Origin of the sequence: Lamprocystis purpurea DSM 4197 (assembly GCF_000379525.1) — a bacterium.
Lineage (GTDB): Bacteria > Pseudomonadota > Gammaproteobacteria > Chromatiales > Chromatiaceae > Thiodictyon > Thiodictyon purpureum.
In genome coordinates this window covers 29689-51513 of record NZ_KB902523.1, presented here as the reverse complement: position 1 = coordinate 51513, position 21825 = coordinate 29689, and the positions used below count along the sequence as shown (strand labels likewise).

Genomic DNA, 21825 nt, shown 5'->3' with positions numbered 1-21825 from the left:
TGAACATCGCCAAGGTCTTCGTCGGGGGAAAGGCCCGCTCACGATGGGCCGGCACCAACGCGGCGACGTGATCGAGCAGCTGCGGGCCGGTCAACAAATTAAAGAATCCGCCGGTGTCGATCCGCGCGGCCTCCTCAAGGACACGTTGCTGCGTCGCGGCGCGNTGGTTAGGATGCATGGGGGCTGGCTCGCAGGGTGATGGGTTGGGTGTCGCAACCTTCAGCCTACCACTCTTGCGGGTTGGCCCCTATTATTTTCAGTCTGTTAGACTAAATTAGTGCCATTCGTATCCGGTCCCGTTGTTCAGGATAACCTTGGTGTAGCTGCCTGCCGGGACGGACGTACTGGAACTTTGAACGATCCCGCCGGACCGATATTGGTAGGCGACGGTGATCGCGGAGGCTGCAGGGTTGTAAAGCCAGACCGCCGTCGATGGGATTCCTATACCTCCGCCATCGCTGGTCGTCGAGACCGGAGTGTAATAGCTTCCGGTCCAGAGATTGGTCGGCAGCAGGGCGGTGTCGCGGCTCTCGTAGCTGGATGCGATGTCCCCGGTCAGCAGGTCCACTTGCACCGGCTTGTCGGAGGTCACGCGGGCACCGACCGACACACCGCCGTTGACCTGGTGGCTCTGGCCCTCGGCCAGCACCAGGCTGGTTTCGAAGACGCCATTTGCGTCGGCGTCGATGTTGATGGTCGTAGCGTCGTCGCGGGCCAGGATCACCAGGCCCGTATACTCGAACATCTCATAGCCGGTCGACGCGGGAATATCCTCGCCGACCGGGACGATGTAATCGATCCCCCAGTTGTCCGTGTCGAACATCTCCACGCTGCCGGCGAGCAGGGTGTTGGAGCCTGAGGCCCAGCCGGTCTTGGTCATCGAGATGGTCTTGGACGCGGCGATCTTGTCGCGACCGTCGAACAGGATCTCGGTTGGGCTCCGCGGCAGCGGCACGGGGTTGTTCATGACAACAACCGTACCCGCATTGATCAGGTCCGAGGGGACGCCGGGCGGAAAGCCGTTGGCGCTGTTGCCGTCACCCCAGATCTTGGTGGTCGACTGCGTCGGCGCGTCGATGTCGGCTTCGTAGCCGTCCTCCCAATGGTCGTAATAGATGATGGTCCCGTCGGCGATCGCCGCCAACGATATGTAGGTCTGCATCGGCGCAACCGGGTCGACGTCCGGACCGCCCGACTCGATCGCTTGGAGTCCAGCCAAGAGCTGGTCTTCCGGGAAGGGTGCATAGAAAAACTGGACGGGCGGTGCCGCTGCTGCGGCGATGCGGACGATGCCGGCGAGTGCCAGGGCGCTCAGGATCAAACCTGGCCGCCATCTTGATCTGTGCGTTGACTTCGAGTTGGATCTCATCACTCCTTCCCTCTCTCATTTTTTGGTTGTGCATAATTCTTGTTATTCGTCTGCACCCTGTTGGAAGAGCAGATCGTGTCCACCGCGGCCGGTGCTTGGGGAACGGCTCACGGCCCGCGTCACACGACGACACAGCCGCTCTCCGGGTATGGCCGAGCGCGCCGCGCGGATAATAATGGATCCAGGCTTAAACGCAACCTAAGCAATATTCGTGCCCTGGTGACGTTCGTACGGAGGGATTCGGCCGGAAGTCGGGGGGTTTGACGCGGTAAGCAAGGGATAGTGCTGCAATCTACGAGTCCGCGCAGCGTGCAGTAAGCGGTAACCAATCGAGTTCTCAATTTTTTCCTGTCAATGTTGCGGAGCCTCTCCGACAGATCACAGGACTACCTCTCGACTTTGGCCATTTGACCTAGATCCCTTAAGCCCTGCGTGCCCGCGCGGGCGACAGGCTCTATACTGATCAGGTGCGCCCACTACTCGACAGGAGTTGTTCCATGTCCGGCCTCAGGTTTTCGCGGCGTGTCCCGCTGTCATTCCCGCTCTGGCTGCTGTTGGCCGCACTGGTGCCCGCCTGGACACTGGCGGCCCCGGCGCCCAGCCGTCAGTTGCTGGTGATCGAGGACGCGGACTATTACGGCCGCGATATCCAGGTGCTGAAAGACGTGGATCTGGCGGCCTGCGAGACGGCCTGTCTCACGACGGCCAATTGCCGCGCGTTCACCTATAACACCAAGGCGCGCTGGTGTTTCCTCAAGGATCAGTTTCGCGATCTGCGGACTTTCGTGGGGGCTATCTCCGGACGGGTGGTGGACGGGGCAGGCGCCAGCCTGGCCGAGCGTCGCGCCGCCGATCTGGGGTTCCTCCCGGCGGATACCCTGGCCGCGGCCGGCAAACTGGCTCAGGGTCTCACCGGTCTGATGGCGCCGGATGCCTTGAAGACGCTGAAAGATCAGGGCTTGCCTGAATTGGCGGCGGCCCTGCGCGCCGCCCGTGGGACGGGCAACGGCGAGCCGGCGGTGAGTCTCGCCGCGGCGGCGGTGCGCCTGGCCCCGGACGACTCGACACTGTGGGTCGGCCTGTCCGAGACACTGGCTGCCGCACAGCCCGACGACTGGAACCTGCGGCAACAGCGCAAGGCGCAGGCCAGTGCCGCTGCGGTCAATGCCTATCTCACGGCCACGAACGAGGCCCAGCGGGTTCAGTCGCTGCTGGCCCTGGGGCGCGCCCTCCAGGTTCGCGAGCAGTGGCGTCCGGCCATGGGCGCCTTGACCGCCGCCCTGGCCGTGCAGGAGGACCCGGCGGCGCGCAAGGATCTGGACAAGCTCCGGGCCGATCACGGGTTCCGTATCACGAATCATCGAGTGGATGCGGAGAGCGCCACGCCGCGCGTCTGCATCGAATTCTCCGAGGCGCTGGAGCGGCGCAAGCCCGATCTGGCGGATTTCGTGAAGGTCCCGGACGGCCAGGGCCTCGCGGTGGAAGTCGAGGAGCGTCAGATCTGTGTCGATGGCGTGAGCCACGGGGGGCGCTATGCCGTCCAGGTGCGGCAAGGTCTGCCCGCGACTACGGGTGAGACGCTCCAGCAGACGGTCGACCTGGACATCAAGGTCGGCGACCGTTCCCCCGCGGCGCGCTTCGCGGGCCGCGCCTATGTGCTGCCCAAGGGCGGCGAGGCCGCGATCCCGGTGGTCTCGGTGAATGCCGACCGGTTGGAAGCCAAGGTCTACCGTATCGGCGACCGCTCCATCGCGTCGGCGTTGGGGGATGGGCCCTTTCTCAAACAGCTCGAACCCTATCAATCCGAGCAGATCGCGGATCAGAGCGGTGCGGAAATCTGGACCGGGACCGTCGAGGTTCAGGGTCAGTTGAACCAGGAGGTCACCACGGCCATTCCGGTCGGTGCCCTGGTGCCGGATCTCAAACCCGGTGTCTACGCACTGACCGCCAAACCCGCCCGCCTCCTGACCCCCGGGCAAAGTCAGTCGTGTGAGGACGGGTGTTCGTCAGCGGTCGCCACCCAGTGGTTCGTGGTGTCCGATCTGGGTCTGACCACGCTGACCGGCAACGACGGACTGCACACCCTGGTGCGGTCACTCTCCAGCGCGGCCCCGGTTGCCGGGGTGAAGCTGCGGCTGGTCGCCCGCAACAACGAGGTGCTGGGAACGGCCGCCACCGACAGCGCCGGTTACGCCCGCTTCGAACCCGGTCTGCTGCGCGGCAGCGGCGGCAATGCGCCGGTGCTGGTGACCGCCGAGGCGGCCGATGGTGACTACGGCTTCCTGGATCTGACCCGCAATCCATTCGACCTTTCCGACCGTGGCGTCGAGGGCCGCCCCGCGCCCAAGCCGCTGGATCTGTTCCTGACGGCCGAACGCGGCGTCTATCGGCCCGGCGAGACGGTGCATCTGACCGCCCTGGTGCGCGACCCGCAGGCGCGGGCGGTCGCCGGCGTGCCGTTGACGTTGGTGATTCGCCGCCCCGACGGGGTGGAGCGCGAGCGGATGCAGGTAGAGGACACCGGCCTCGGCGGTCATCAGGCGGATCTGGTGCTCACCGGGTCCGCGCAGCGCGGTACCTGGCGTGCGCTGGCCTATGCCGATCCCAAGGGCGAGCCGCTGGCACAGACGACCTTCCTGGTGGAAGACTTCCAGCCCGAGCGGCTGGATTTCGCGCTCCAGGCCCCAGGTGCCGGGCTCGACCCGCGCGCCCTGGCGAGCCTGCCGATCACGGCGCGCTTCCTGTACGGCGCGCCCGCCGCCGGACTCAAGGTCGAGGGCGAGACCCTGGTCAAGGTGGCTGAAAGCCTCGCCGCCTATCCCGGCTACCGCTTCGGTCTCGTAGATGATGCACCGGAGACGGCGCAGCAACCGCTCGACCCCGTGACCACGGACGCGGCCGGCGCGGCTGAGATCCAAATTCTGCTGCCCGAACTGACCCCGACCAGCCGGCTGCTGACCGCCGACCTGCTGGTGCGGGTGCTGGACGCGGGTGGTCGGCCGGTGGAGCGCAGCCTGAGCCTGCCGGTGCTCGACGGCCAGGCGCGCATCGGCGTCCGGCCGCTGTTCGAGGGGGAAGTGGAGGAGGGCGGTACCGCCGGATTCGAGGTCATCGCCCTGGCGAGTGACGGGACGCGCCGGGCCGCCGGCGGACTGGCCTGGACCCTGGAGCGGATCGAATCGGACTTCCAGTGGTATCGCGGTGCGGACGGCAGCTTTGACTATGAGCCGGTCGAGCGGACCAAGCGGGTGGCCAGCGGCACTCTGACGCTGGACGCGGACAGCCCCGGGCGGATCGAGGCCCCGGTGGCCTGGGGCGCCTACCGGCTGCGTATCGACGCCGCTGACCTGCTGCCCGCCAGCCTGGGCTTCGAGGCCGGTTGGTATGTGGCGCCGCGCGCGGCCGATACGCCGGATCAGATCAAGCTGTCCCTGGACAAACCAAGCTATCGGGTGGGCGAGCGGGCGCGGGTGCATCTCGAGCCGCGCGGCAAGACCGCCGAACCCAGCCTGGCGCTGGTGATGGTGGTGGATGACCGCCTGATCACCATGCAGGCGGTTGCCGTGCCGGCCGCGGGTGCGACCCTGGAACTGCCGGTCACCGCCGACTGGGGCCCCGGCGCCTATGTCACCGCGGCCGTCTATCGGCCGATGGATCTGGCCGCCCGGCGGATGCCGGGTCGGGCCATCGGGCTGGCCTGGGCCGGCGTCGATCCGCAGGAGCGCCGCCTCAGGATCGACCTGGGTGTCGACCCCGGCATCCGTCCCCGCGGCAGCCTGCCGGTGCGCGTCGCGATCCCCAATCTCGAACCCGGTACCGAGGCCTATGTCACCCTGGCCGCGGTAGATCAGGGCATCCTCAATGTCACCGGCTATCAGCCGCCGGAACCGGACACCTGGTACTTCGGCCAGCGTCGCCTGGGCCTGGAATTTCGCGACCTCTACGGTCAGTTGATCGATCGGATGCAGGGCGCCCCCGGCGTGGTGCGTTCCGGCGGTGACGGCGGCGGGATGCGCATGCTGGCACCGCCGCCCAGCGAGGAATTGATGGCCTATTTCTCGGGTGTCGTGCGGCTGGATGCGCAGGGTCAGGCCCTGGTCCAGGTCCCGATTCCGGATTTCAACGGTACCGTGCGGTTGATGGCCATGGCTTGGACCGCCGCGGGTGTGGGCCACGGGGTGGCGGATGCCCTGGTGCGCGACCCGGTGGTGGTGAGCGCCAGCCTGCCGCGCTTCCTCGCGCCCGGAGATCGCTCGCGGCTGCTGCTCGGGCTCACCCTGGTGGAGGCGGACACCGCTCCCCAGCCCGGCGCGGCGCCCACGGCCGCCACCAGCGCCGAGGTCGAGATCACCGCCGAACGCGGTTTGCTCAAGACCGCCTCGCAGGTCAGTCACCGCATCGATCTGGACCCCGGCGTTCGTCAGGATCTCAGCTTCCCGCTGGAGGCGCTCGCCGTCGGTGACGAGACGCTGGTGGTGCGCGTCACCACACCGACCGGTGTGGCCCTGTCCAAGCGTCTGACCCTCGGGGTCCGTGACAATGCCCCGGCCCAGTTCAACACGACCCGGCATGAACTGGCTCCCGGCGGCGGCGACCTGCGCCTGAGCGCGGATCTGCTCAAGGGTCTGGTGCCGGGTACCGGGGAGGTCCTGGTCTCGGTCAGCCGCGCCGGTCGGCTCGACATTGCCGGCATCCTGCGCGCCCTCGACCGCTATCCCCACGGCTGCACCGAGCAACTGACCAGCCGCGCGCTGCCGCTGCTCTATCTGGACGAGGTCGCGCTGGCCGCGGGCTTGCGCGGCGATGCCGCGGTCGGCCCGCGGATCGGCGACGCCATCACCCGCATCCTGGCGAATACCTCGGCTGACGGCAGTTTCGGGGCCTGGAGTCCGGGCGGCGAAGACCTCTGGTTGTCCGCGTTCGCCACCGACTTCCTGACCCGTGCCCGCGAACGCGGCTTCGCGGTTCCCCAGGCGGCCCTGGACGCGGTCCTGGATAACCTCAAGAATCGCGGCGCCTATACCAATCCGGGGCCGGCGGACGCCTATGCCGTCTATGTGCTGGCCCGCAACGGCCGTGCCTCCATCGGCGACCTGCGCTATCTCGCCGACGAGCGGCTCGGCGATCTGGGGTCACCGATGGCACAAGCCCAGATCGGCGCCGCGCTGGCGCTCTATGGTGACCGGACGCGCGCCGACCAGGCCCTGAATGCAGCCGCCGCGGCCCTGAACGGATCGCCGGCGGTCACCGGTTGGCGTGCCGATTACGGCTCACCCCTGCGTGATGCCGCCGCCGTGCTGGCCCTGGCCGCCGAGTCCGGCAGTACCGCCCTGGACCTGCGCGCCCTGGCCGGCCAGGTCCAGGACCTGGCCGCCCGCCAAACCTGGCGCAGCACCCAGGACAACACCTGGCTGCTGCTCGCGGCCCAAGCCCTGAACACGAGCGGGGCGGGGCTCGCGCTCGCGGTCGACGGCACGCCGGTCAAGGGAGCCTGGTTCGGCCACTTCGACGACGCCCGGCTCGGCGCCGCCCCCGTGGTCATCGCGAACCTGGGAACTCAGCCGGTGGATGCCATGGTCGGCACCCTGGGCGTCCCCCGAATCGCGCCGCCCGCCGGCGGCGACGGCTATGTCATCGAGCGCGCCTACTATGATCTGGACGGTCGACGCACCGAGTTGACCAGCCTGCCCCAGGGCCGCCGGCTGTTGGCCGTCGTCACGGTGCGCGCGAACCGCCAACAGGCGGCGCGCTTGATCGTCGATGATCCATTGCCCGCCGGTCTGGAGATCGACAATCCCAACCTGCTCAAGTCCGGGGACATCGGCGCCGTGCCCGGGCTGAACCTGCTCGACACCCCGGCCCACCAGGAATTCCGCTCGGACCGCTTCATCGCCGCCGTGGACCGCGACGCCGACGACCCGACCGAGTTCCAACTGGGCTATCTGGTGCGGGCCGTCACCCCGGGGTCCTACGCGCATCCGCCCGCGGCGGTTGAGGACATGTACGACCCGGCGCGGCGGGCCTGGACCGGGGCCGGGAGCACGGTGGTTACGGGGGCGGGTCCCTGACACTCCTAACGCTCTTCATCGATTGGTAAACCCATGCAGCGTCCCGACCAGGCGCCGGCCCCCGCCATCACCGGAGGGGCGATCCGCCAATTTCTGACCTTCCAACTCGCCGATGCCGAGTATGGGCTCGACATCCTTAAGGTACGGGAGATCCGCGTGTGGGAGCCGGCGACTCCGCTGCCCAACACGCCGGCCTTCGTCAAGGGAGTCATCAATCTGCGCGGCAGTGTCGTGCCCATCATCGACCTGCGTGAGCGGCTCGGGCTGCCGGCCCAACCCTATGGTCCGCGCACCGTCGTCATCGTGGTGAACCTGGGCCAGGGCGATCAGGCGAAGGTGGTGGGGATGGTGGTCGATGCGGTCTGTGATGAGCACAGCCTGAATGAGGCGCTGATCCGGCCGCCGCCGGATTTGGGCGGCCCGATCGAGCGCTCCTTCGTGGTCGGGCTGGCGGAGGTCCCCGGCCGGATGATCGTGCTGCTGGACAGCGATCGCTTGCTGGAACTGGCGCTGGGAGAAGGCATGGCCGCAACCGCGTGACCTGATCACACCGTTGACGGCCGACGGCGGATCGCCAACCGCTCTTTTCACACCGCCACGCCCACCGAGGGGCAGACATGTTCAAGAATCTGAAGCTTCGCAACCGGCTGTTGATCGCGTTCTGGCTCATCGGGCTCGTGCCGCTGGCCATCGGTGGTGTCTTGACCTTCCGGATCGCCAGCGAGGCGATGACCAACGGGGTGTTCGACGCCCTCAAGAGCGCGCGCGTCAATAAACAGACGGCCGTGGTGCAGTTCATGCAGGGCCGTGTCGCCAGTACGCAGATTCTGGCTGACGTGCTCTCCCAACTGTCCGCGCCGCCCCCTGAAGACTTTTTGCAGCGCTTTGCCGCCCGGCGCGGCTTCGCCGCCCTCTACCTGATCGATCGCGACGGGCGGGTGCTGCAAAGCGTCGGGGCCGCGGCATTGCGCGGGGCCGATGTGACCGCGGCGGCCTATGCGCAGACGGGTCTCGGCCGGGTATTCCGGCAGGTGCGCGAGCGTGACGGGCGCACCGGCAACACCCAGACCGGTGTGATCTTCGTCGACTTCGCGCCCTTTACCCCCGCCAACAATGCCCCGGCCGCCTTCCTGGGCGAGACCTTCGCGGGCGGCAATGGGTTTGCGGGCGTGCTGGTCCTGCAGTTGGCGTCCGATGCGATCGACGCGATCATGCAGGAACGCGCGGGGATGGGTGCCACTGGTGAGGCGTACCTGGTCGGCCCGGACAAACGGCTGCGCTCCGGTGTCCGGCTGGACCACGAGGAGCGCTCGGTCGCGGCGTCGTTGACCGGCACCGTGGAACGCAACGGTGTGGATACCCAGGCCAGTCGTGCGGCGCTGGCCGGTCAGACCGCGACCCTGCTGACCCTGGACTATCGCGGCGAACCCGTGCTCGCCGCCTTTGGACCAGTGGAGATCGTCCCCGGTCTGACCTGGGGGTTGATCGTCGACAAGGATAAGAGCGAGTCGTTCGCGGCCGTCGATCGGCTCACCCTGGTCTATCTCGCGGTCGCGGTCTTGTCCATGCTGGGCATCGCGCTGGCCGCCAGTTTGACCGCGCGGGGCATCACGCGTCCCGTCGACGAGGCATTGACGCTCTCCGAGGGAATCGCCCAGGGCAACCTGGATCAGCATCTGCGCCGCCGCTCCGGAGACGAGCTCGGCCAATTGATGCAGGCGATGGATCAGATGGTGGAGCGCTTGCGCGGCGTGGTCGGCGACGTGCGCGCGGCCACCGATCAAGTGGCCGGTGCCGCCGGTGAGATCGCCAAGGGAAACATGGATTTGAGCAGCCGCACCGAGGAGCAGGCAGCGTCTCTGGAGGAAACCGCCTCCAGCATGGAGGAACTGACCGGAACCGTGCGCCAGAACGCCGACCATGCCGAGCGGGCCAATCAATTGGCGCTGGTTGCAAAGGCGCGTGCGCAGCACGGGGGCGAAGTGGTGGCGCAGACGGTCGAGGCGATGACGCAGATCAACGCGAGCAGCCGGCAGATCGCGGACATCATCGGCGTTATCGACGGGATTGCGTTCCAGACCAACATCCTGGCCCTGAACGCGGCGGTGGAGGCGGCGCGTGCCGGAGAACACGGGCGTGGGTTCGCCGTGGTCTCGGGTGAGGTGCGTCAACTGGCGCACCGCAGTGCCGACGCGGCCAAGGAGATCAAGAATCTGATCTCCGCCAGCGTCAGCCGGATCGAGGAGGGCAGCCGTCTGGTGAAGGAATCCGGTGCGTCCCTGCGCGAGATCGTCACCGCGGTGCAGGAGGTCAGCGACGTGGTGGCGGAGATCAGCGCGGCCAGTCGTGAGCAATCGATCGGCATCGAGCAGGTGAACAAGGCGGTCTTGCAGATGGACGAGGTCACCCAGCAAAATGCGGCACTGGTGGAGGAAGCGGCTGCCGCCGCCGCCGCGCTGGACGATCAGGCGCGCGAACTGCAGCGGGCCGTCGCCTTCTTCCGGACGGGGGATGGGGAGCCCGGAGCTGCACCCCAGTCCGCGCAGGATGCATTACCGTCCCCCAGGTCGCCGACCTACGCCCTGGGTCATGGCGGCGGACGTGCCGGGGATCGGTCGGCCCGCGCCCGGTCGCGGCCTGAGGCGTCCCGTTCGGGTCGGGTCTTCGATCACCGTGACGACGAGTGGACCGAGTTCTGATGGACGCCGCACTGGTGCTGCCGGCAGCGCTCACGATCGGTGATCTCGAACCCCTGCGGCAGCAACTCCTGGGGCTGCTCGGCAGCCATCGCGGCCTGCGGCTGGACGGCCGCGCGGTCGCGGCGATCGACACCGCCGGTCTGCAACTGCTCGCGGTGTTGTGTCGGGATGCCGCCGCCCGCGGGATAGCGGTCCAGTGGACCGGTGCCAGTCCGGCGCTGTTGAGCGGCGCGGCCCTGCTCGGCCTGACGGCCCCGCTGGGTCTCACCGCGGACGTCCGGCCCGATGCCGGCTAAGCGTGAGTACGCTTTCACGCGCGCCGACTTCATGGCGCTGCGCCGGTTGGTGGTCGACCACACCGGGATCGTCGTCACCGATGGCAAGTTCGAAATGTTCTACGCGCGTCTGGCCCGGCGCCTGCGCCTGCTGGGCCTCACGGACTTCAAAGCGTATGTGGCACGGCTGCGTGAGGATGACGGCAGCGAACTGATCGAACTCATCAATGCCATCACCACCAATCTCACCGGGTTCTTCCGCGAAGCGCACCATTTCGACTACCTGGCGGACCATCTGGTGCCGCGCTGGGCCGCCCGGCCGGGGGTCCCGATCCGCATCTGGTCCGCCGGCTGCGCCACCGGTGAAGAGCCCTATTCCATCGCCATGGTGCTGCTGGAACGGCTGCCCGACGTGCAGCGACGGGATTTGCGCATCCTCGCCACCGACCTGGATACCCAGGCCCTGGAGCAGGCGCAAGCGGCCGTCTACACCACCGAGCAGATGGGTTGTCTGACCCGGTTGCCCTGGCGCCGGTGGGTGTTGCGGGGGCGGGGCGCTCAGGAAGGGCACATCCGCATGCGCCCGGAGGTGCGGGCGCTGGTCGATTTCAGACGGCTCAATCTGATCGGCGATTGGCCGCTGCGCCGCGAATACGATGCGATCTTTTGCCGCAACGTCATGATCTATTTCGATGCGCCGACCAAGCGGGTGCTGGTTGAGCGGCTCGCCGATCGACTCGCGGAGGATGGGCACTTGTTCCTGGGCCACGCGGAATCGCTGATCGGGCTGGCGCCGCGTTTCCGACCGGTTGCGCGTACCGTCTATGCACTTGTCCACCCTACAAAACCGGCTCCCTTGTAGGGCGGATAAGGCGCGCCGCTCGGTGTCATGGAGCCGGCACGGCGGTCGTTCGCGCCGCCTCCACCAGGGGCCGCGCGACGCCGCCCACATTTGGAATTGCCGCGCGTGATCCCGATGACCAACCCTGGGCCAGTGTACTGCGGTGCGGTGCGGCGGTATCTTGACCCGGATTGCGGCGGTATCGCGGCCAAGGTCTTGCCAGGACAGTTCTACGTGACCGGCACCGAGGCGGTGGTGACGGTGCTGGGCTCCTGCGTGGCGGCCTGCATCCGCGACCGGGAGACCGGGATTGGCGGCATGAACCATTTCATGCTGCCGGTGCGGCCGGGTCCGCACGATGACTACGCGGGTGCTGCCGCCCGCTATGGGAATCACGCCATGGAACTGCTGATCAACGAGATTCTGCGGCTCGGCGGCCGGCGCGCCAATCTGGAGGCCAAAGTCTTCGGCGGCGCCCGGGTCTTGACCATCCCGAGCGAAGTCGGGGCGCGCAATAGCGCCTTCGTACGCGCTTATCTCGCGCTGGAGGGCGTGCCGCTGGTGGCCGACGATCTGGGCGGGGACCATCCGCGCAAGGTCATCTTCTTCCCTGCGCAGGGGCGGGTACGGGTGCGCAAGCTGCGGCGCGGCGGGGAGGGTGACGTGATTGCGCGCGAACGACACTATGTTCGTGAATTGGCAAGCCGGCCGATCGGCGGTGAGATCGAGTTCTTTTAACCCTGACAGAGGTCGTCATGGACGCTTCCCGCGAACCCATTCGGGTCCTGATCGTGGACGACTCCGCCCTGGTGCGCGAGTTGTTGACCGACTTGCTCGCGGCCGACGGTGACATCCGGGTGGTCGGGACCGCGGCCGATCCCTATCTCGCCCGGCAGCGGATCAAGGAGCTGAACCCCGATGTATTGACCTTGGATGTGGAAATGCCGCGCATGGACGGCATCAGCTTCTTGCGCAACCTGATGCGGCTGCGGCCCATGCCGGTCGTCATGATCTCAGCCCATACACGCGCCGGAGCCGAGACCACACTCGATGCCCTGGCCTTGGGCGCCGTCGACTTCGTCGCCAAGCCCGACCATGACCTGGTCAACCGGCTGGCTGAATTCGCGGCTGAGATCCGCTCCAAGGTGCGGGCTGCCGCGCACAGCCAGGTCCGCCGACTGGTCGCGACCGGACCGCAGCAGGCGACGGCCGCCGCCGCGGACTGGAGCCTGCCGGATCATGCAGGGGGCCATCTGATCGCCCTGGGGGCGTCCGCCGGCGGCACCGAGGCGATCCGTGCGGTGCTCGGAGCCCTGCCGGTCGGTGCCCCGCCCGTGGTGATCTGCCAACATCTTCCGGCGCTGTTCACCCGGCTCTTCGCGCAGCGTCTGAATGCACTCGGGCCGCTGGTGGTCCGTGAGGCGGCCGACGGCGACCTGCTGGAGTCGGGTTGTGTCTACATCGCCCCGGGCGACCGCCACCTGCATCTGCGGGCCGGCGGCGGACAACTGCGCTGTCGGCTCGATGACGGACCCGCGGTCAACCGTCACAAGCCCTCGGTGGATGTGCTGTTCGAATCGGCGGCACGCCTGCCGGACCAAGTGGTGAGCGCCGCCTTGCTGACCGGCATGGGTCGCGACGGTGCCCAGGGTCTGCTCTCCTTGCGCCGCGCCGGCGCCCGCACCATCGCCCAGGACGAGGCGACCAGTCTGGTGTGGGGTATGCCCGGCGCGGCCGTCAAGCTCGAGGCGGCGCAGTGGGTGCTGCCGCTCGATCAGATCGCGCGGCGGCTGTTGGGGGATTAGGGATGTTTATTCGAGGCAATCGCCTCAGCTCATGTAGCTGAGCGCCTCCTCTCCCGGATGGGGCAGCCCGGCGATGCGCCAGGCCTGGCGGCAGGAGCCGAACAGCCGGCGCACGGCATCACGTTCCATGCCGTGGACGCGGCAGATCTGGGAGGCCGGGGGAATGGCGCCGTAGGTCAGGCGATGCTCGCGCAGGTAGTAGATCACCGACCAATGGTCCGGGGTCAGCGGCCCCACGTCATCCATTCTGGCGATGACGCGGGCCATGCCGGGGTTCCAGAGCTCCGCATCGACCAGGAATCCGTCACCATCGGTCGGCAACGGACGCGCCCCGCCGGACGCCGGCTCATGCAGATTCGTTTGTCTCATGGTCTCTCCACTCCTAAGGTATATTCGTGTATTCTAATTAGTTTTTTCGATGTGCCCAGTGATTCAGGTCACGAGTACGACTATAGTCGAGAAAATCGCCAGGTCAAGACCCGGTCGATCGCAAGCGCGGGAGCGGACGGCTGACCGCGCCTTCTACCAGGGATCCGCCGCGTCGCGCGGCAGCCGCATCGGGTAATGTTGCGGGGGGAATCCCCGATCGCGGTAATAGCGAAAGCGCAACCGCGCGGCCGCGCGCACCGCCGGATCCTGATCGACCGGCTCGCACACGCGCTCAAACCGCGCGAACTCGGCGGGAACCTCGGCGGCAAGGTTGATCAAGACCGCGGCCGCGGTCTCGCGGCCCAGGTCGGCACCGATCAGAATCGGCGTCAGCGCGGGGTCGACCTGGCCCACCAGCCCGTGTGGGATAAAGCTGTCCTGGCGGTAGGTCCAAAGCAGCCGATCCAGGTGCCGGGCGCGCTCGGTCTCCGGGCAATGGATCAGGACCCGTGTGCCGTCCTGATACAGACCCTCCACCAGGTGGCAGGTCAGCAGGTACCGGTCGCCGGGGCTCGTGGGTTCCAGGGTGTAGAAGTCGATGCTGGGCATGGAGCGAAGTCGATAGCGAAGCCTGTTGTCGGGTGGATAAGCGTAGCGCATCCACCATCAGCCGCGTTGCCGATACGCTGCCGACAGCAATTCCAAATTTGGGCGGCATCGCGCGATCCCTGGTGGATGCGGCGCGCGCGACCGCCGTGCCGGGCCCCTGACACCGAGCGGCGCGCCTTATCCACCCTACAGCGGAGCCGGTTTTGTAGGGTGGATAAGCGCAGCGCATCCACCATCAGCCTTGCCGCCGACACGTTGCCAGCAATTCCAAATTTGGGCGGCATCGCGCGATCCCTGGTGGATGCGGCGCGCGCGACCGACGTGTCGGGTCCCTGACACCGAGCGGCGCGCCTTATCCACCCTACAGCGGAGCCGGTTTTGTAGGGTGGATAAGCGCAGCGCATCCACCATCAGCCTCGCCGCCGACACGTTGCTGGCGGCGGCCACCCGAACTTGGAAATCGCCTACAATCACCGTCCAGTCCAAGGAATTCCGAATTCGGGGGCACCGCCGCATGACTGCCGGCATCCTGGTTCAAGACGACCGCTTCAGCCTGCTGGTCGACGACACGCCGATCGGCTCCGGGCGCCCGCTCGACGGTGACGCGCTGCGCTTCCTCCAGGAACTGGCCGTGCGCTACGCCTTCCTGGAGCAGCGCCCGGACCCGGCCGCGGCCTTTGCCATCGGCGGCGACCTCTACCGCTGGGTCGATGGCGATCAGCGCCTCCTCGACCGGCTGCTGGAGGGCGCCACGCCCCCGCTGCTGTTCAGCATCCACTGCCCCAACCGCACCCCAAGCCCGGTGGAATGGGCCCTGCTCCAGGCGCCCTGGGAACTGTTGGCCAACGACAACGGTTATCTCGCCGCCGATGCCCTGCTCCAGTTCAGCCCCCAGCGCCGCCTTGGACCCATCGCGCCATTCCCCGCCCTGGATGACTGCCGGCTGGGCCTCGCCTTCATGGCCGCCGCCCCGGCGGGCGCCGCCGAGCTCGACTACGAGGCCGAGGAGACCGCCATCCTCGATGCCGTGGGCACCACCCACCTCGACCTGCTGGTGGAGGAGAGCGGCGAGGCCGACACCCTGGGCCAACACCTCGCCGCCGCCGGGGGCCTGCCGGTGCTGCACCTGTCCTGTCACGGCCATCATGCCTGGCAGGCCAACGCCGGGGAGACCCTGCGCCCCATCCTGCTGCTCGAAGACGGGCGCGGCGGCCCCGATCCCACTGACGCGGCCGGACTGCTGCGCGCCTTGCGCCCGGCGCCGCCGCGGCTCCTGTTTCTGTCCGCCTGTCTCAGCGCCGCGGCGTCCGACCGTCTGGGGACCGGACTGCCGCCGGCGGCTGACGGCAAGCAGCTTGGCGCGCCTGCCCCGGCCGCGGCGGAGGCTCTGACTCACTCGCTCACCAGCGCGCTGATCCAGGCCGGCCTGCCGGCCGTCATCGGTTGGGACGGCGCGGTCGCCGACCGGGCGGCCACCGCCTTCGCAGCCCAACCGGCTCGCCGCGCGCGATCCCCTGGCCCTGGCGCTCGCCGAGGCCCGCCGCGCCCTGCTCGACGCGGCCGATGCGCAGCTCAGCCGCCATTGGCACCACGCCCGCCTGTGGCTCTGCAGCCGCGGCGACGGGGCGCGCCCGCTGGTCGGCGGCGGGCGCAAACGCTCGTTGCTGCCGGCCGACCACCTGCAGAAAGACCTGCTTGGCAAGACGGTGCCGGTGGCCGCCCATGGCCTGTTCGTGGGGCGTCGCCGGGAGCTGCAACAGGCGTTGCGGGTCCTCGACGGCAACACCGACGCCGGGGTGCTGCTGACCGGCATGGGCCGGCTCGGCAAATCGAGCCTGGCGGCACGCCTGGCCAACCGGCGCCGCGACGACCTGACCCTGGTGGTGCTGCACGGCCGCTTCGGCGTCCAGGAGGAGCTGGCGCGGCTCGATGAGGCCCTGCGATCCGATCCGACGGCCCGCGACCTGCGGCGCCGGCGCCATCCGCGCGCTGGAAGCCGACAGCTACCCAGCCGCCACGCAACTCGACCGGGACGTCGTGCAACTCCTCGAGAGTGCCGGCCACCCCGCCCCCTCGCCACTCGCGGCGACTGGAGGCCGCCGCCGCGGGACAGCACAAGACGGTCGATCCGGTCGCCGTGGCGGCGTTGGTGCTGTCGATTCCGAGCGCCCTGCCGGCGGTGCTCGATGTCGCCGATCGCATCGCGAAACGCCGCCGCGCGACGACGCTGATCGAGACCGCCGCACGCATTCGCATCGAGCGCCGGGTGGAGGTCTTGACCATCACGGCCGATGGCGCCCGACCGTTGGCGGATCTGGACCCGGACGCCTTGTTGGAATTGGTGCGGCGGGAGTAGGGTCCGCTGTGCGGACCAAGGCCCTCGCGGTTACCACTGAGGTCGGAATGGCCTTGATCATCGTTCCGGCCAGCGATGCGCATTTGGAGTCCAGTCGGCCGGCTAACGGCCATGGAAGGAACATCAGCCGTCCCGGAAAGTGAATGTCTCCCGTGGGAGCGGCGTCCCGCCGCGATGCGGTGCCGCGGTGACCTCGAACGCTGCGGTGACGCGCCCGGCCCCATCGCGGCGGGACGCCGCTCCCACAAGGTCGCTGCGCGACGTTCAGCGCGTAGGATGGGCAGAGCGAGAGCGATGCCCATCCTACCGAAAGGCCTGACCCCAGCACTGTTGATCACACCCCGTCGCGTTGAAGATCTTTTCTTCTTCGTGTCTTCGTGTCTTTGTGAGAGCATCTTCTTTATTCGGTGCGCGCCCGTCGCCCATAGTCCGCGGGTTGCCATGACCGTTGGGGTGAGCGAGAGCGAATCCCAACGCTCCCCCTTGGTGGCTAAATGCCCAGAGAGCCCCGTAACCCATTGAAAACATGTTAAGGATACGCTTTGCGTCAATGGGTTAGCGAATTGGACACCAGTGTCCGTTCCTCAGCCCAACGACGTGATCTTTGTGTCTTGGTGCGGGATGATCAAGACCATGCTTGGCCTTACACAGCCGGCGCTGGACCTGCGATGCCGTTGGTCCGCGCAGCGGACCCTACAACCGATTCCCCATGCACGACACCCTAACCGAATGTAAAGAATGCGGTCTGCTCCAGCGCAATCCGCCGCTGCCGCCCGGCGGTTCCAGCGTGTGTGCTCGGTGCGGCTGCGCTCTGCACCGTGACCGGCCGGATAGTCTCAACCGGACGCTGGCACTGACGATCGCCGGGCTGCTGCTGTTCATTATCGCGAACAGTTTCCCCTTCCTGTCGTTCTCGATGCAGGGTCAGATGACACAGACCACGCTGTTCACCGGGATACTGGATCTGTATGACCAGGGCAAGTGGGAGATCGCCGCGGTGGTGGCCTTTACCAGTGTGCTGGCGCCCGGCCTGCAATTGTCCTTGCTGCTGATCGTCCTGGTTCCGCTGACGGGTGACCGGTTGCCGGGCTGGCTGCCGACCCTGTTCCGCCATGTTCGTACCCTGACCCCCTGGGGCATGATGGATGTGTTCATGCTCGGTATCCTGGTGGCCGTGGTGAAGCTCTCGGACATGGCGACGATCGTCCCCGGCGTCTCGCTCTTTGCCTTTGCCGCCTTGATCTTCGTCCTCGCGGCGGCCCAGGCGGCGCTGGACCCGGATCTGGTGTGGTCGCGGGTGCCGGTGCGCGGCGCCGTCGCCCGTCCGCTGGAGCCGGGTGAAGCGTACATCGGCTGCGATGTCTGTGAACTGGTAGTCCCGCAACGGGCCGCGCTGTTCGACGGGCGCCGGGAGCGCTGCCCGCGCTGTACCGATGTGCTGCATCATCGCAAACCACGGAGCATGCAGCGCACCTGGGCGTTGGTGCTGGCCGCCGTGATCCTCTACATTCCGGCCAACCTGCTGCCGATCATGACGGTGACATCGCTCGGACGCACCCAATCGGATACGATACTGAGCGGTGTCGTGTTTCTGCTGACGCACGGGATGTGGCCGCTGGCCGCGGTCGTGTTCCTGGCCAGCATCTTCGTGCCGTTGCTCAAACTCTTGATTCTGATTTTCCTGCTGGTCTCGGTGCAGTTGCGCTCGTCGTGGCGGCCGCGCGAGCGCACCCTGCTGTACCGGATCATCGAGACGATCGGCCGGTGGTCCATGGTGGACATCTTTGTGGTGACCATCCTGGTCGCACTGGTGCGTTTGGGTAATCTGGCGAGTATCGAAGCGGAATCGGGCGCCATCTTTTTCTGCGCGGTCGTGGTCATTACCATGATTGCCGCCATGTCATTTGATCCCCGTCTGATCTGGGATAACCTGGAACGCACCGGGGTGCAGGGGAGGGGGTCGGATCATGTCGGAGACCGAGAACGGGGCCGTCCCACGGCCGGTGCCGCCCGTGGCCGCACCAGACCAGCCTGACAACGACACCGAAGCCGCGCTGCCGCAGGCGATCACGATCCGCCGCGACCGGGTGTCGGTCGTCTGGCTGATTCCACTGGTGGCGTTGATCATCGGTGGCTGGCTGGCCTTCAAGACCTTCTCCGAGCAGGGTCCGACGATCTATATTCAGTTCGCCACCGCGGCCGGGCTGCAGGCCGGCAAGACCAAGGTCAAATTCAAGGATGTGGATGTCGGCGAGGTCACCAGCATCGACGTGAGTGACGACCTCAAGAGCGTGGTGGTCACCGCGCATCTCAAGCACGGCGCGGCCGATTACCTGACCCGCGGTACGCGCTTTTGGGTCGAGCGTCCGCGGGTGACCGCCAGCCGGGTCTCCGGTCTGGATACCTTATTGTCCGGACCCTTTATCGCCATCGACCCGGTGACCGAGGGCGACGCGGAGCGCCACTTCGTGGGTCTCGAGGAGCCGCCGCTGTTCACTACCTCAGAGCCGGGCAAGCGGTTCCAGTTGCGCTCGCCGACGCTCGGCTCGCTCAACATCGGCTCGCCGGTCTATTACCGTCAGATCCAGGTGGGGCAGGTGGCCGGCAATGCGCTGGACGCGGACGGGCGGGCCGTCAGCATCGAGGTCTTTGTCTCTGCCCCCCATGATCGACTGGTTACCAGGGATACGCGCTTCTGGAACGCGAGCGGGGTGGACTTTTCCATCTCGACGAACGGAATCCAGGTCGATACCCAGTCGCTCCTGTCGGTGCTGATCGGCGGCGTGTCCTTCGATACCCCGGATACCATCGATGGGGCGCGTGAACCCGCGGCGGTCAATGAGGTTTTCCACCTCTATCGAGGCCGCGAGGAGGCGCATGCGAAGACTTACGCGCACAAGGAACGCTATCTGCTGTTCTTTCAGGGGTCGGTGAACGGCTTGAACGTGGGTGCCCCGGTGCTGCTGCGCGGGATCAGTATCGGTGCGGTGCTGGATGTGCAGTTGACCTTCGATCCGGAGGACTTCGAGTTTCAAATCCCGGTGTTGATCGAGGTCGAACCGGAGCGCATCGGGGTGCGCGGCGACCGCGACCGGATCAATCAACAGGGGGTGGTCGAGCGCCTGGTCGCCAACGGTCTGCGCGGCCAGCTCAAGTCCAGCAGTCTGTTGACCGGCCAACTCTATGTGGATCTGGACTTCCATCCGAACGCCCCGGCTCAGCCGCTCGGGAAGCACGGCGAGTACGCGGTGCTGCCGACCGTGCCGGCTCCGCTCGATGCCTTGACCACCAAGGCCAACAGCATTCTCGATAAACTGGACGCCCTGCCGATCCAACAACTCGGCCAGGACGCGGCGGGGGCGCTGGCCAGTGCCAACGCGCTGCTCAGTTCCAAAGAGTTGCGGGGGGCGATCGTCGAGGCCGATGCTGCATTGGCGGCGTTTCGACAGACCGCGGAGCGACTGAATTCCCAGATCGCACCCGAACTGAGTACGGCCCTGCGGGACACCTCCGCGACCCTCAAATCCGCCAACGCGATCGTGTCGGAGAATGCCCCCATGTATATCGAGATGCAGCGTATGTTCCAGGAGTTATCGGCTGCCGCACGTTCCGTACGGCTCCTGACCGATTATCTGGAACGTCATCCGGAAGCGCTGCTCAAGGGCAAGGGGGGCGGGCGATGAACCGCGCGCGAACGGCCGGCCGCCGACGGTTGGGGATCGTGCTCCACGGAATCTGGTCCAGGCCCCTGGTCTGGATGTTGGCGGTCGCCGGCTGCGCCGGCTCACCGCCGTCCACCTTTTTTTCGCTCTCGCCGCTGCCGGCGGCGGCCGGGCAGGGCGCCATGACGGGCGGGGCGCTCGGGATCGGGCTGGGTCCCGTGACCTTTCCGGCCTTTCTCGACCGGCCGCAGATCGTTTCGCGGGACGCCGGCAACCGGTTGGCAGTGGATGAATACAACCGCTGGGGCGGGACCATCCAGGACGACTTCCTGCGGGTCTGGAGCGAGAACCTGTCGTACCTGGTCGGCACCAGCCGGATCCTGCTGTTTCCAAGTGAGGTCCGGTATCCGCTGGACTTCAGGATCACCGCGGACATCCTGACCTTTGAGGGCACACCCGGCGGCGAGGCCGTGCTCAAGGTGCGCTGGGCGGTCCTCGACCCGATGCTTGAACAGGCGCTGGCCGTGCACGAGAACACCTATCGCCAGCCCCTGCGCCCGCCGGCCGATCAGGCGGCACTGATTGCCGCGATGAGCGCGACCCTGGGGGCCTTCAGCAAGGATGTGGCCGCCGTGCTGCGGACCCTGCCCAAGCCGCTGTCGACCAGCGGGCAACCCGTCGGTTGGGGTGAGGAACGAACCCCAACATTTCAGCGCCTTACGTTTGGCTACGCGTTGGGCTTCGTTCCTCAGCCCAACCTACGAGGAATACTTGCCCAAACTCGATAGCGATGCCCATCGTCAAGCGTCGCGGTGGCCGGATGGGCATCGCTCGCGCTCTGCCCATCCTACGCGCTGATGTGGTGATCGAGATTCCGGGTACGCTGTCTTGGTCGTTGTCGTTGATCGCATCCGCGCGGTGCAGCAATTCCAAATTTGGGCGGCACCGCGCGACCTCTGGTGGATGCGGCGCGCGCGACCGCCGTGCCGAGTCCCTGAGACCGAGCGGCGCGCCTTATCCACCCTACAACGGAGCCGGTTTCGTAGGGTGGATAAGCGCAGCGCATCCACCATCGGCCTCGCTGCCGACACGCTGTTGGCGGCGGCCACCCAAATTTGGAACTGCTGCGCGCGGTGGTGTCCAGCAACGTCGATCGCTTGTAAACTGTAAGATAGGACATCACGTCCACTTGGCCCCCGCGCGATGCATCAGGGGTCATGGGCGCGCGGGTACTGATAGACCCCGCGATCGACCCGCCATGAAAAGAACCAGACAGACCCGATCGTCTCTAGTGATAAGGTGGAGCAGCGATGACCGATTTCACGGTATGCCATGAACAAAATCATAAAATTACTGAATTATCGAACGTTTTTCTGTATCTGATTCGCGACCGCTCGATGTGTGACACCGAGTGTGCCCGCAATCTTTTTTTTGAGTATGTCAGCCGCGTCCGGGAGCACATGGAAAAAGTCGATGCCCAGATCTGCGGCCACCTGATCCAGAGTCAGGACCGCACCATGACCAATACCGCGAATCGGTTTTTGTCCGGTTCGCAGGAGATCAAGCGGATCTTCGCTGCCTACGTCAAGGACTGGGGCGATGAGCGTCGGCGCGAATTGAAGATTGCCGATCATGAGGCCTTCGTCGGGGACACCAACGAGGTCTTCGGGTTGATCATGGACCGTATCCAGCGCGAAACGGAGCACCTGTATCCCCTGGTGCGCAAACTGGAACAGACCCGGCCGGCGGCAGTCGCCTGACCCGGCCGCCGC

17 protein-coding genes are annotated in these 21825 nt (G+C 67.0%); 14 read left to right on the top strand and 3 right to left on the bottom strand.

The window, feature by feature from the left end; all coding sequences use genetic code 11:
- Positions 1-274: 274 nt before the first annotated feature.
- Positions 275-1321 carry an IgGFc-binding protein gene (locus A39O_RS0122805; protein ID WP_020506985.1) on the bottom strand — a complete coding sequence of 349 codons (1047 nt, stop codon included), beginning with the start codon at positions 1319-1321 and terminating at the stop codon, positions 275-277.
- A gap of 545 nt (positions 1322-1866) precedes the next feature.
- Here A39O_RS0122805 and A39O_RS0122800 point away from each other — a divergent pair.
- From A39O_RS0122800 to A39O_RS0122770, 7 genes are all read left to right on the top strand, one after another.
- Positions 1867-7437 carry an alpha-2-macroglobulin family protein gene (locus tag A39O_RS0122800; RefSeq protein WP_020506984.1) on the top strand — a complete coding sequence of 1857 codons (5571 nt, stop codon included), beginning with the start codon at positions 1867-1869 and terminating at the stop codon, positions 7435-7437.
- A 33-nt stretch (positions 7438-7470) separates the two neighbouring features.
- Positions 7471-7977 (top strand): chemotaxis protein CheW, encoded by a 507-nt coding sequence (locus tag A39O_RS0122795; RefSeq protein WP_020506983.1) that lies wholly within the window; start codon positions 7471-7473, stop codon positions 7975-7977.
- A gap of 77 nt (positions 7978-8054) precedes the next feature.
- On the top strand, positions 8055-10136 hold the full coding sequence (locus tag A39O_RS43245) for a methyl-accepting chemotaxis protein (protein WP_020506982.1): 2082 nt from the start codon (positions 8055-8057) through the stop codon (positions 10134-10136).
- Entirely contained in the window at positions 10136-10432 is a 297-nt protein-coding gene (locus tag A39O_RS0122785) for an STAS domain-containing protein (RefSeq protein WP_020506981.1), read from the top strand. The genes A39O_RS43245 and A39O_RS0122785 overlap by 1 nt, the downstream gene beginning before the upstream one ends.
- On the top strand, positions 10422-11273 hold the full coding sequence (locus A39O_RS0122780; RefSeq protein ID WP_020506980.1) for a CheR family methyltransferase: 852 nt from the start codon (positions 10422-10424) through the stop codon (positions 11271-11273). Before A39O_RS0122785 ends, A39O_RS0122780 begins: the two co-directional genes overlap by 11 nt.
- Positions 11274-11387: 114 nt before the next feature.
- Positions 11388-11990 (top strand): chemoreceptor glutamine deamidase CheD, encoded by a 603-nt coding sequence (gene cheD / locus A39O_RS0122775; RefSeq protein WP_026199664.1) that lies wholly within the window; start codon positions 11388-11390, stop codon positions 11988-11990.
- A gap of 17 nt (positions 11991-12007) precedes the next feature.
- The gene (locus A39O_RS0122770) at positions 12008-13057 is read left to right on the top strand and encodes a protein-glutamate methylesterase/protein-glutamine glutaminase (protein WP_020506978.1); all 1050 of its coding nucleotides are present in this window, start codon (positions 12008-12010) and stop codon (positions 13055-13057) included.
- Between the two features lie 24 nt (positions 13058-13081).
- On the opposite strand, the gene A39O_RS0122765 is transcribed toward A39O_RS0122770, so the two are convergent.
- Both A39O_RS0122765 and A39O_RS0122760 read right to left on the bottom strand, forming a co-directional pair.
- On the bottom strand, positions 13082-13426 hold the full coding sequence (locus A39O_RS0122765) for a TusE/DsrC/DsvC family sulfur relay protein (RefSeq protein ID WP_020506977.1): 345 nt from the start codon (positions 13424-13426) through the stop codon (positions 13082-13084).
- Between the two features lie 153 nt (positions 13427-13579).
- Positions 13580-14035 carry a DNA polymerase III subunit chi gene (locus A39O_RS0122760; protein ID WP_020506976.1) on the bottom strand — a complete coding sequence of 152 codons (456 nt, stop codon included), beginning with the start codon at positions 14033-14035 and terminating at the stop codon, positions 13580-13582.
- Between the two features lie 210 nt (positions 14036-14245).
- Here A39O_RS0122760 and A39O_RS43240 point away from each other — a divergent pair, with 210 nt between their 5' ends.
- From A39O_RS43240 to A39O_RS0122725, 7 genes are all read left to right on the top strand, one after another.
- Positions 14246-14371 (top strand): hypothetical protein, encoded by a 126-nt coding sequence (locus A39O_RS43240; RefSeq protein WP_281170104.1) that lies wholly within the window; start codon positions 14246-14248, stop codon positions 14369-14371.
- 49 nt (positions 14372-14420) lie between these two features.
- Positions 14421-15968, top strand: a complete 1548-nt coding sequence (locus A39O_RS39065) for a CHAT domain-containing protein (RefSeq protein ID WP_157640347.1) — start codon at positions 14421-14423, stop codon at positions 15966-15968.
- A 120-nt stretch (positions 15969-16088) separates the two neighbouring features.
- Positions 16089-16391, top strand: coding sequence for a hypothetical protein (locus tag A39O_RS34710; RefSeq protein WP_020506973.1), 303 nt, complete (start codon positions 16089-16091; stop codon positions 16389-16391).
- 709 nt (positions 16392-17100) lie between these two features.
- Positions 17101-18426 (top strand): paraquat-inducible protein A, encoded by a 1326-nt coding sequence (locus A39O_RS0122740; RefSeq protein ID WP_020506972.1) that lies wholly within the window; start codon positions 17101-17103, stop codon positions 18424-18426.
- Positions 18359-20074, top strand: a complete 1716-nt coding sequence (locus tag A39O_RS0122735) for a PqiB family protein (RefSeq protein ID WP_020506971.1) — start codon at positions 18359-18361, stop codon at positions 20072-20074. Before A39O_RS0122740 ends, A39O_RS0122735 begins: the two co-directional genes overlap by 68 nt.
- Positions 20071-20841: a PqiC family protein gene (locus A39O_RS0122730; RefSeq protein WP_020506970.1), complete on the top strand. Its 771-nt coding sequence runs from the start codon at positions 20071-20073 to the stop codon at positions 20839-20841. Before A39O_RS0122735 ends, A39O_RS0122730 begins: the two co-directional genes overlap by 4 nt.
- A gap of 522 nt (positions 20842-21363) precedes the next feature.
- Positions 21364-21813 (top strand): hypothetical protein, encoded by a 450-nt coding sequence (locus A39O_RS0122725; protein WP_020506969.1) that lies wholly within the window; start codon positions 21364-21366, stop codon positions 21811-21813.
- Positions 21814-21825: the final 12 nt, after the last annotated feature.

Bases quoted from the DNA above. Each gene is read 5' to 3' on its own strand.
- A39O_RS0122780 (WP_020506980.1), top strand. From the start codon at position 10,422: ATGCCGGCTAAGCGTGAGTACGCTTTCACGCGCGCCGACTTCATGGCG.
- A39O_RS0122760 (WP_020506976.1), bottom strand. From the start codon at position 14,035: ATGCCCAGCATCGACTTCTACACCCTGGAACCCACGAGCCCCGGCGAC.
- A39O_RS0122785 (WP_020506981.1), top strand. From the start codon at position 10,136: ATGGACGCCGCACTGGTGCTGCCGGCAGCGCTCACGATCGGTGATCTC.
- A39O_RS43245 (WP_020506982.1), top strand. From the start codon at position 8,055: ATGTTCAAGAATCTGAAGCTTCGCAACCGGCTGTTGATCGCGTTCTGG.
- A39O_RS0122795 (WP_020506983.1), top strand. From the start codon at position 7,471: ATGCAGCGTCCCGACCAGGCGCCGGCCCCCGCCATCACCGGAGGGGCG.
- A39O_RS0122725 (WP_020506969.1), top strand. From the start codon at position 21,364: ATGACCGATTTCACGGTATGCCATGAACAAAATCATAAAATTACTGAA.
- A39O_RS0122735 (WP_020506971.1), top strand. From the start codon at position 18,359: ATGTCGGAGACCGAGAACGGGGCCGTCCCACGGCCGGTGCCGCCCGTG.
- A39O_RS0122770 (WP_020506978.1), top strand. From the start codon at position 12,008: ATGGACGCTTCCCGCGAACCCATTCGGGTCCTGATCGTGGACGACTCC.
- A39O_RS0122765 (WP_020506977.1), bottom strand. From the start codon at position 13,426: ATGAGACAAACGAATCTGCATGAGCCGGCGTCCGGCGGGGCGCGTCCG.
- cheD (WP_026199664.1), top strand. From the start codon at position 11,388: ATGACCAACCCTGGGCCAGTGTACTGCGGTGCGGTGCGGCGGTATCTT.
- A39O_RS0122740 (WP_020506972.1), top strand. From the start codon at position 17,101: ATGCACGACACCCTAACCGAATGTAAAGAATGCGGTCTGCTCCAGCGC.
- A39O_RS0122800 (WP_020506984.1), top strand. From the start codon at position 1,867: ATGTCCGGCCTCAGGTTTTCGCGGCGTGTCCCGCTGTCATTCCCGCTC.
- A39O_RS0122730 (WP_020506970.1), top strand. From the start codon at position 20,071: ATGAACCGCGCGCGAACGGCCGGCCGCCGACGGTTGGGGATCGTGCTC.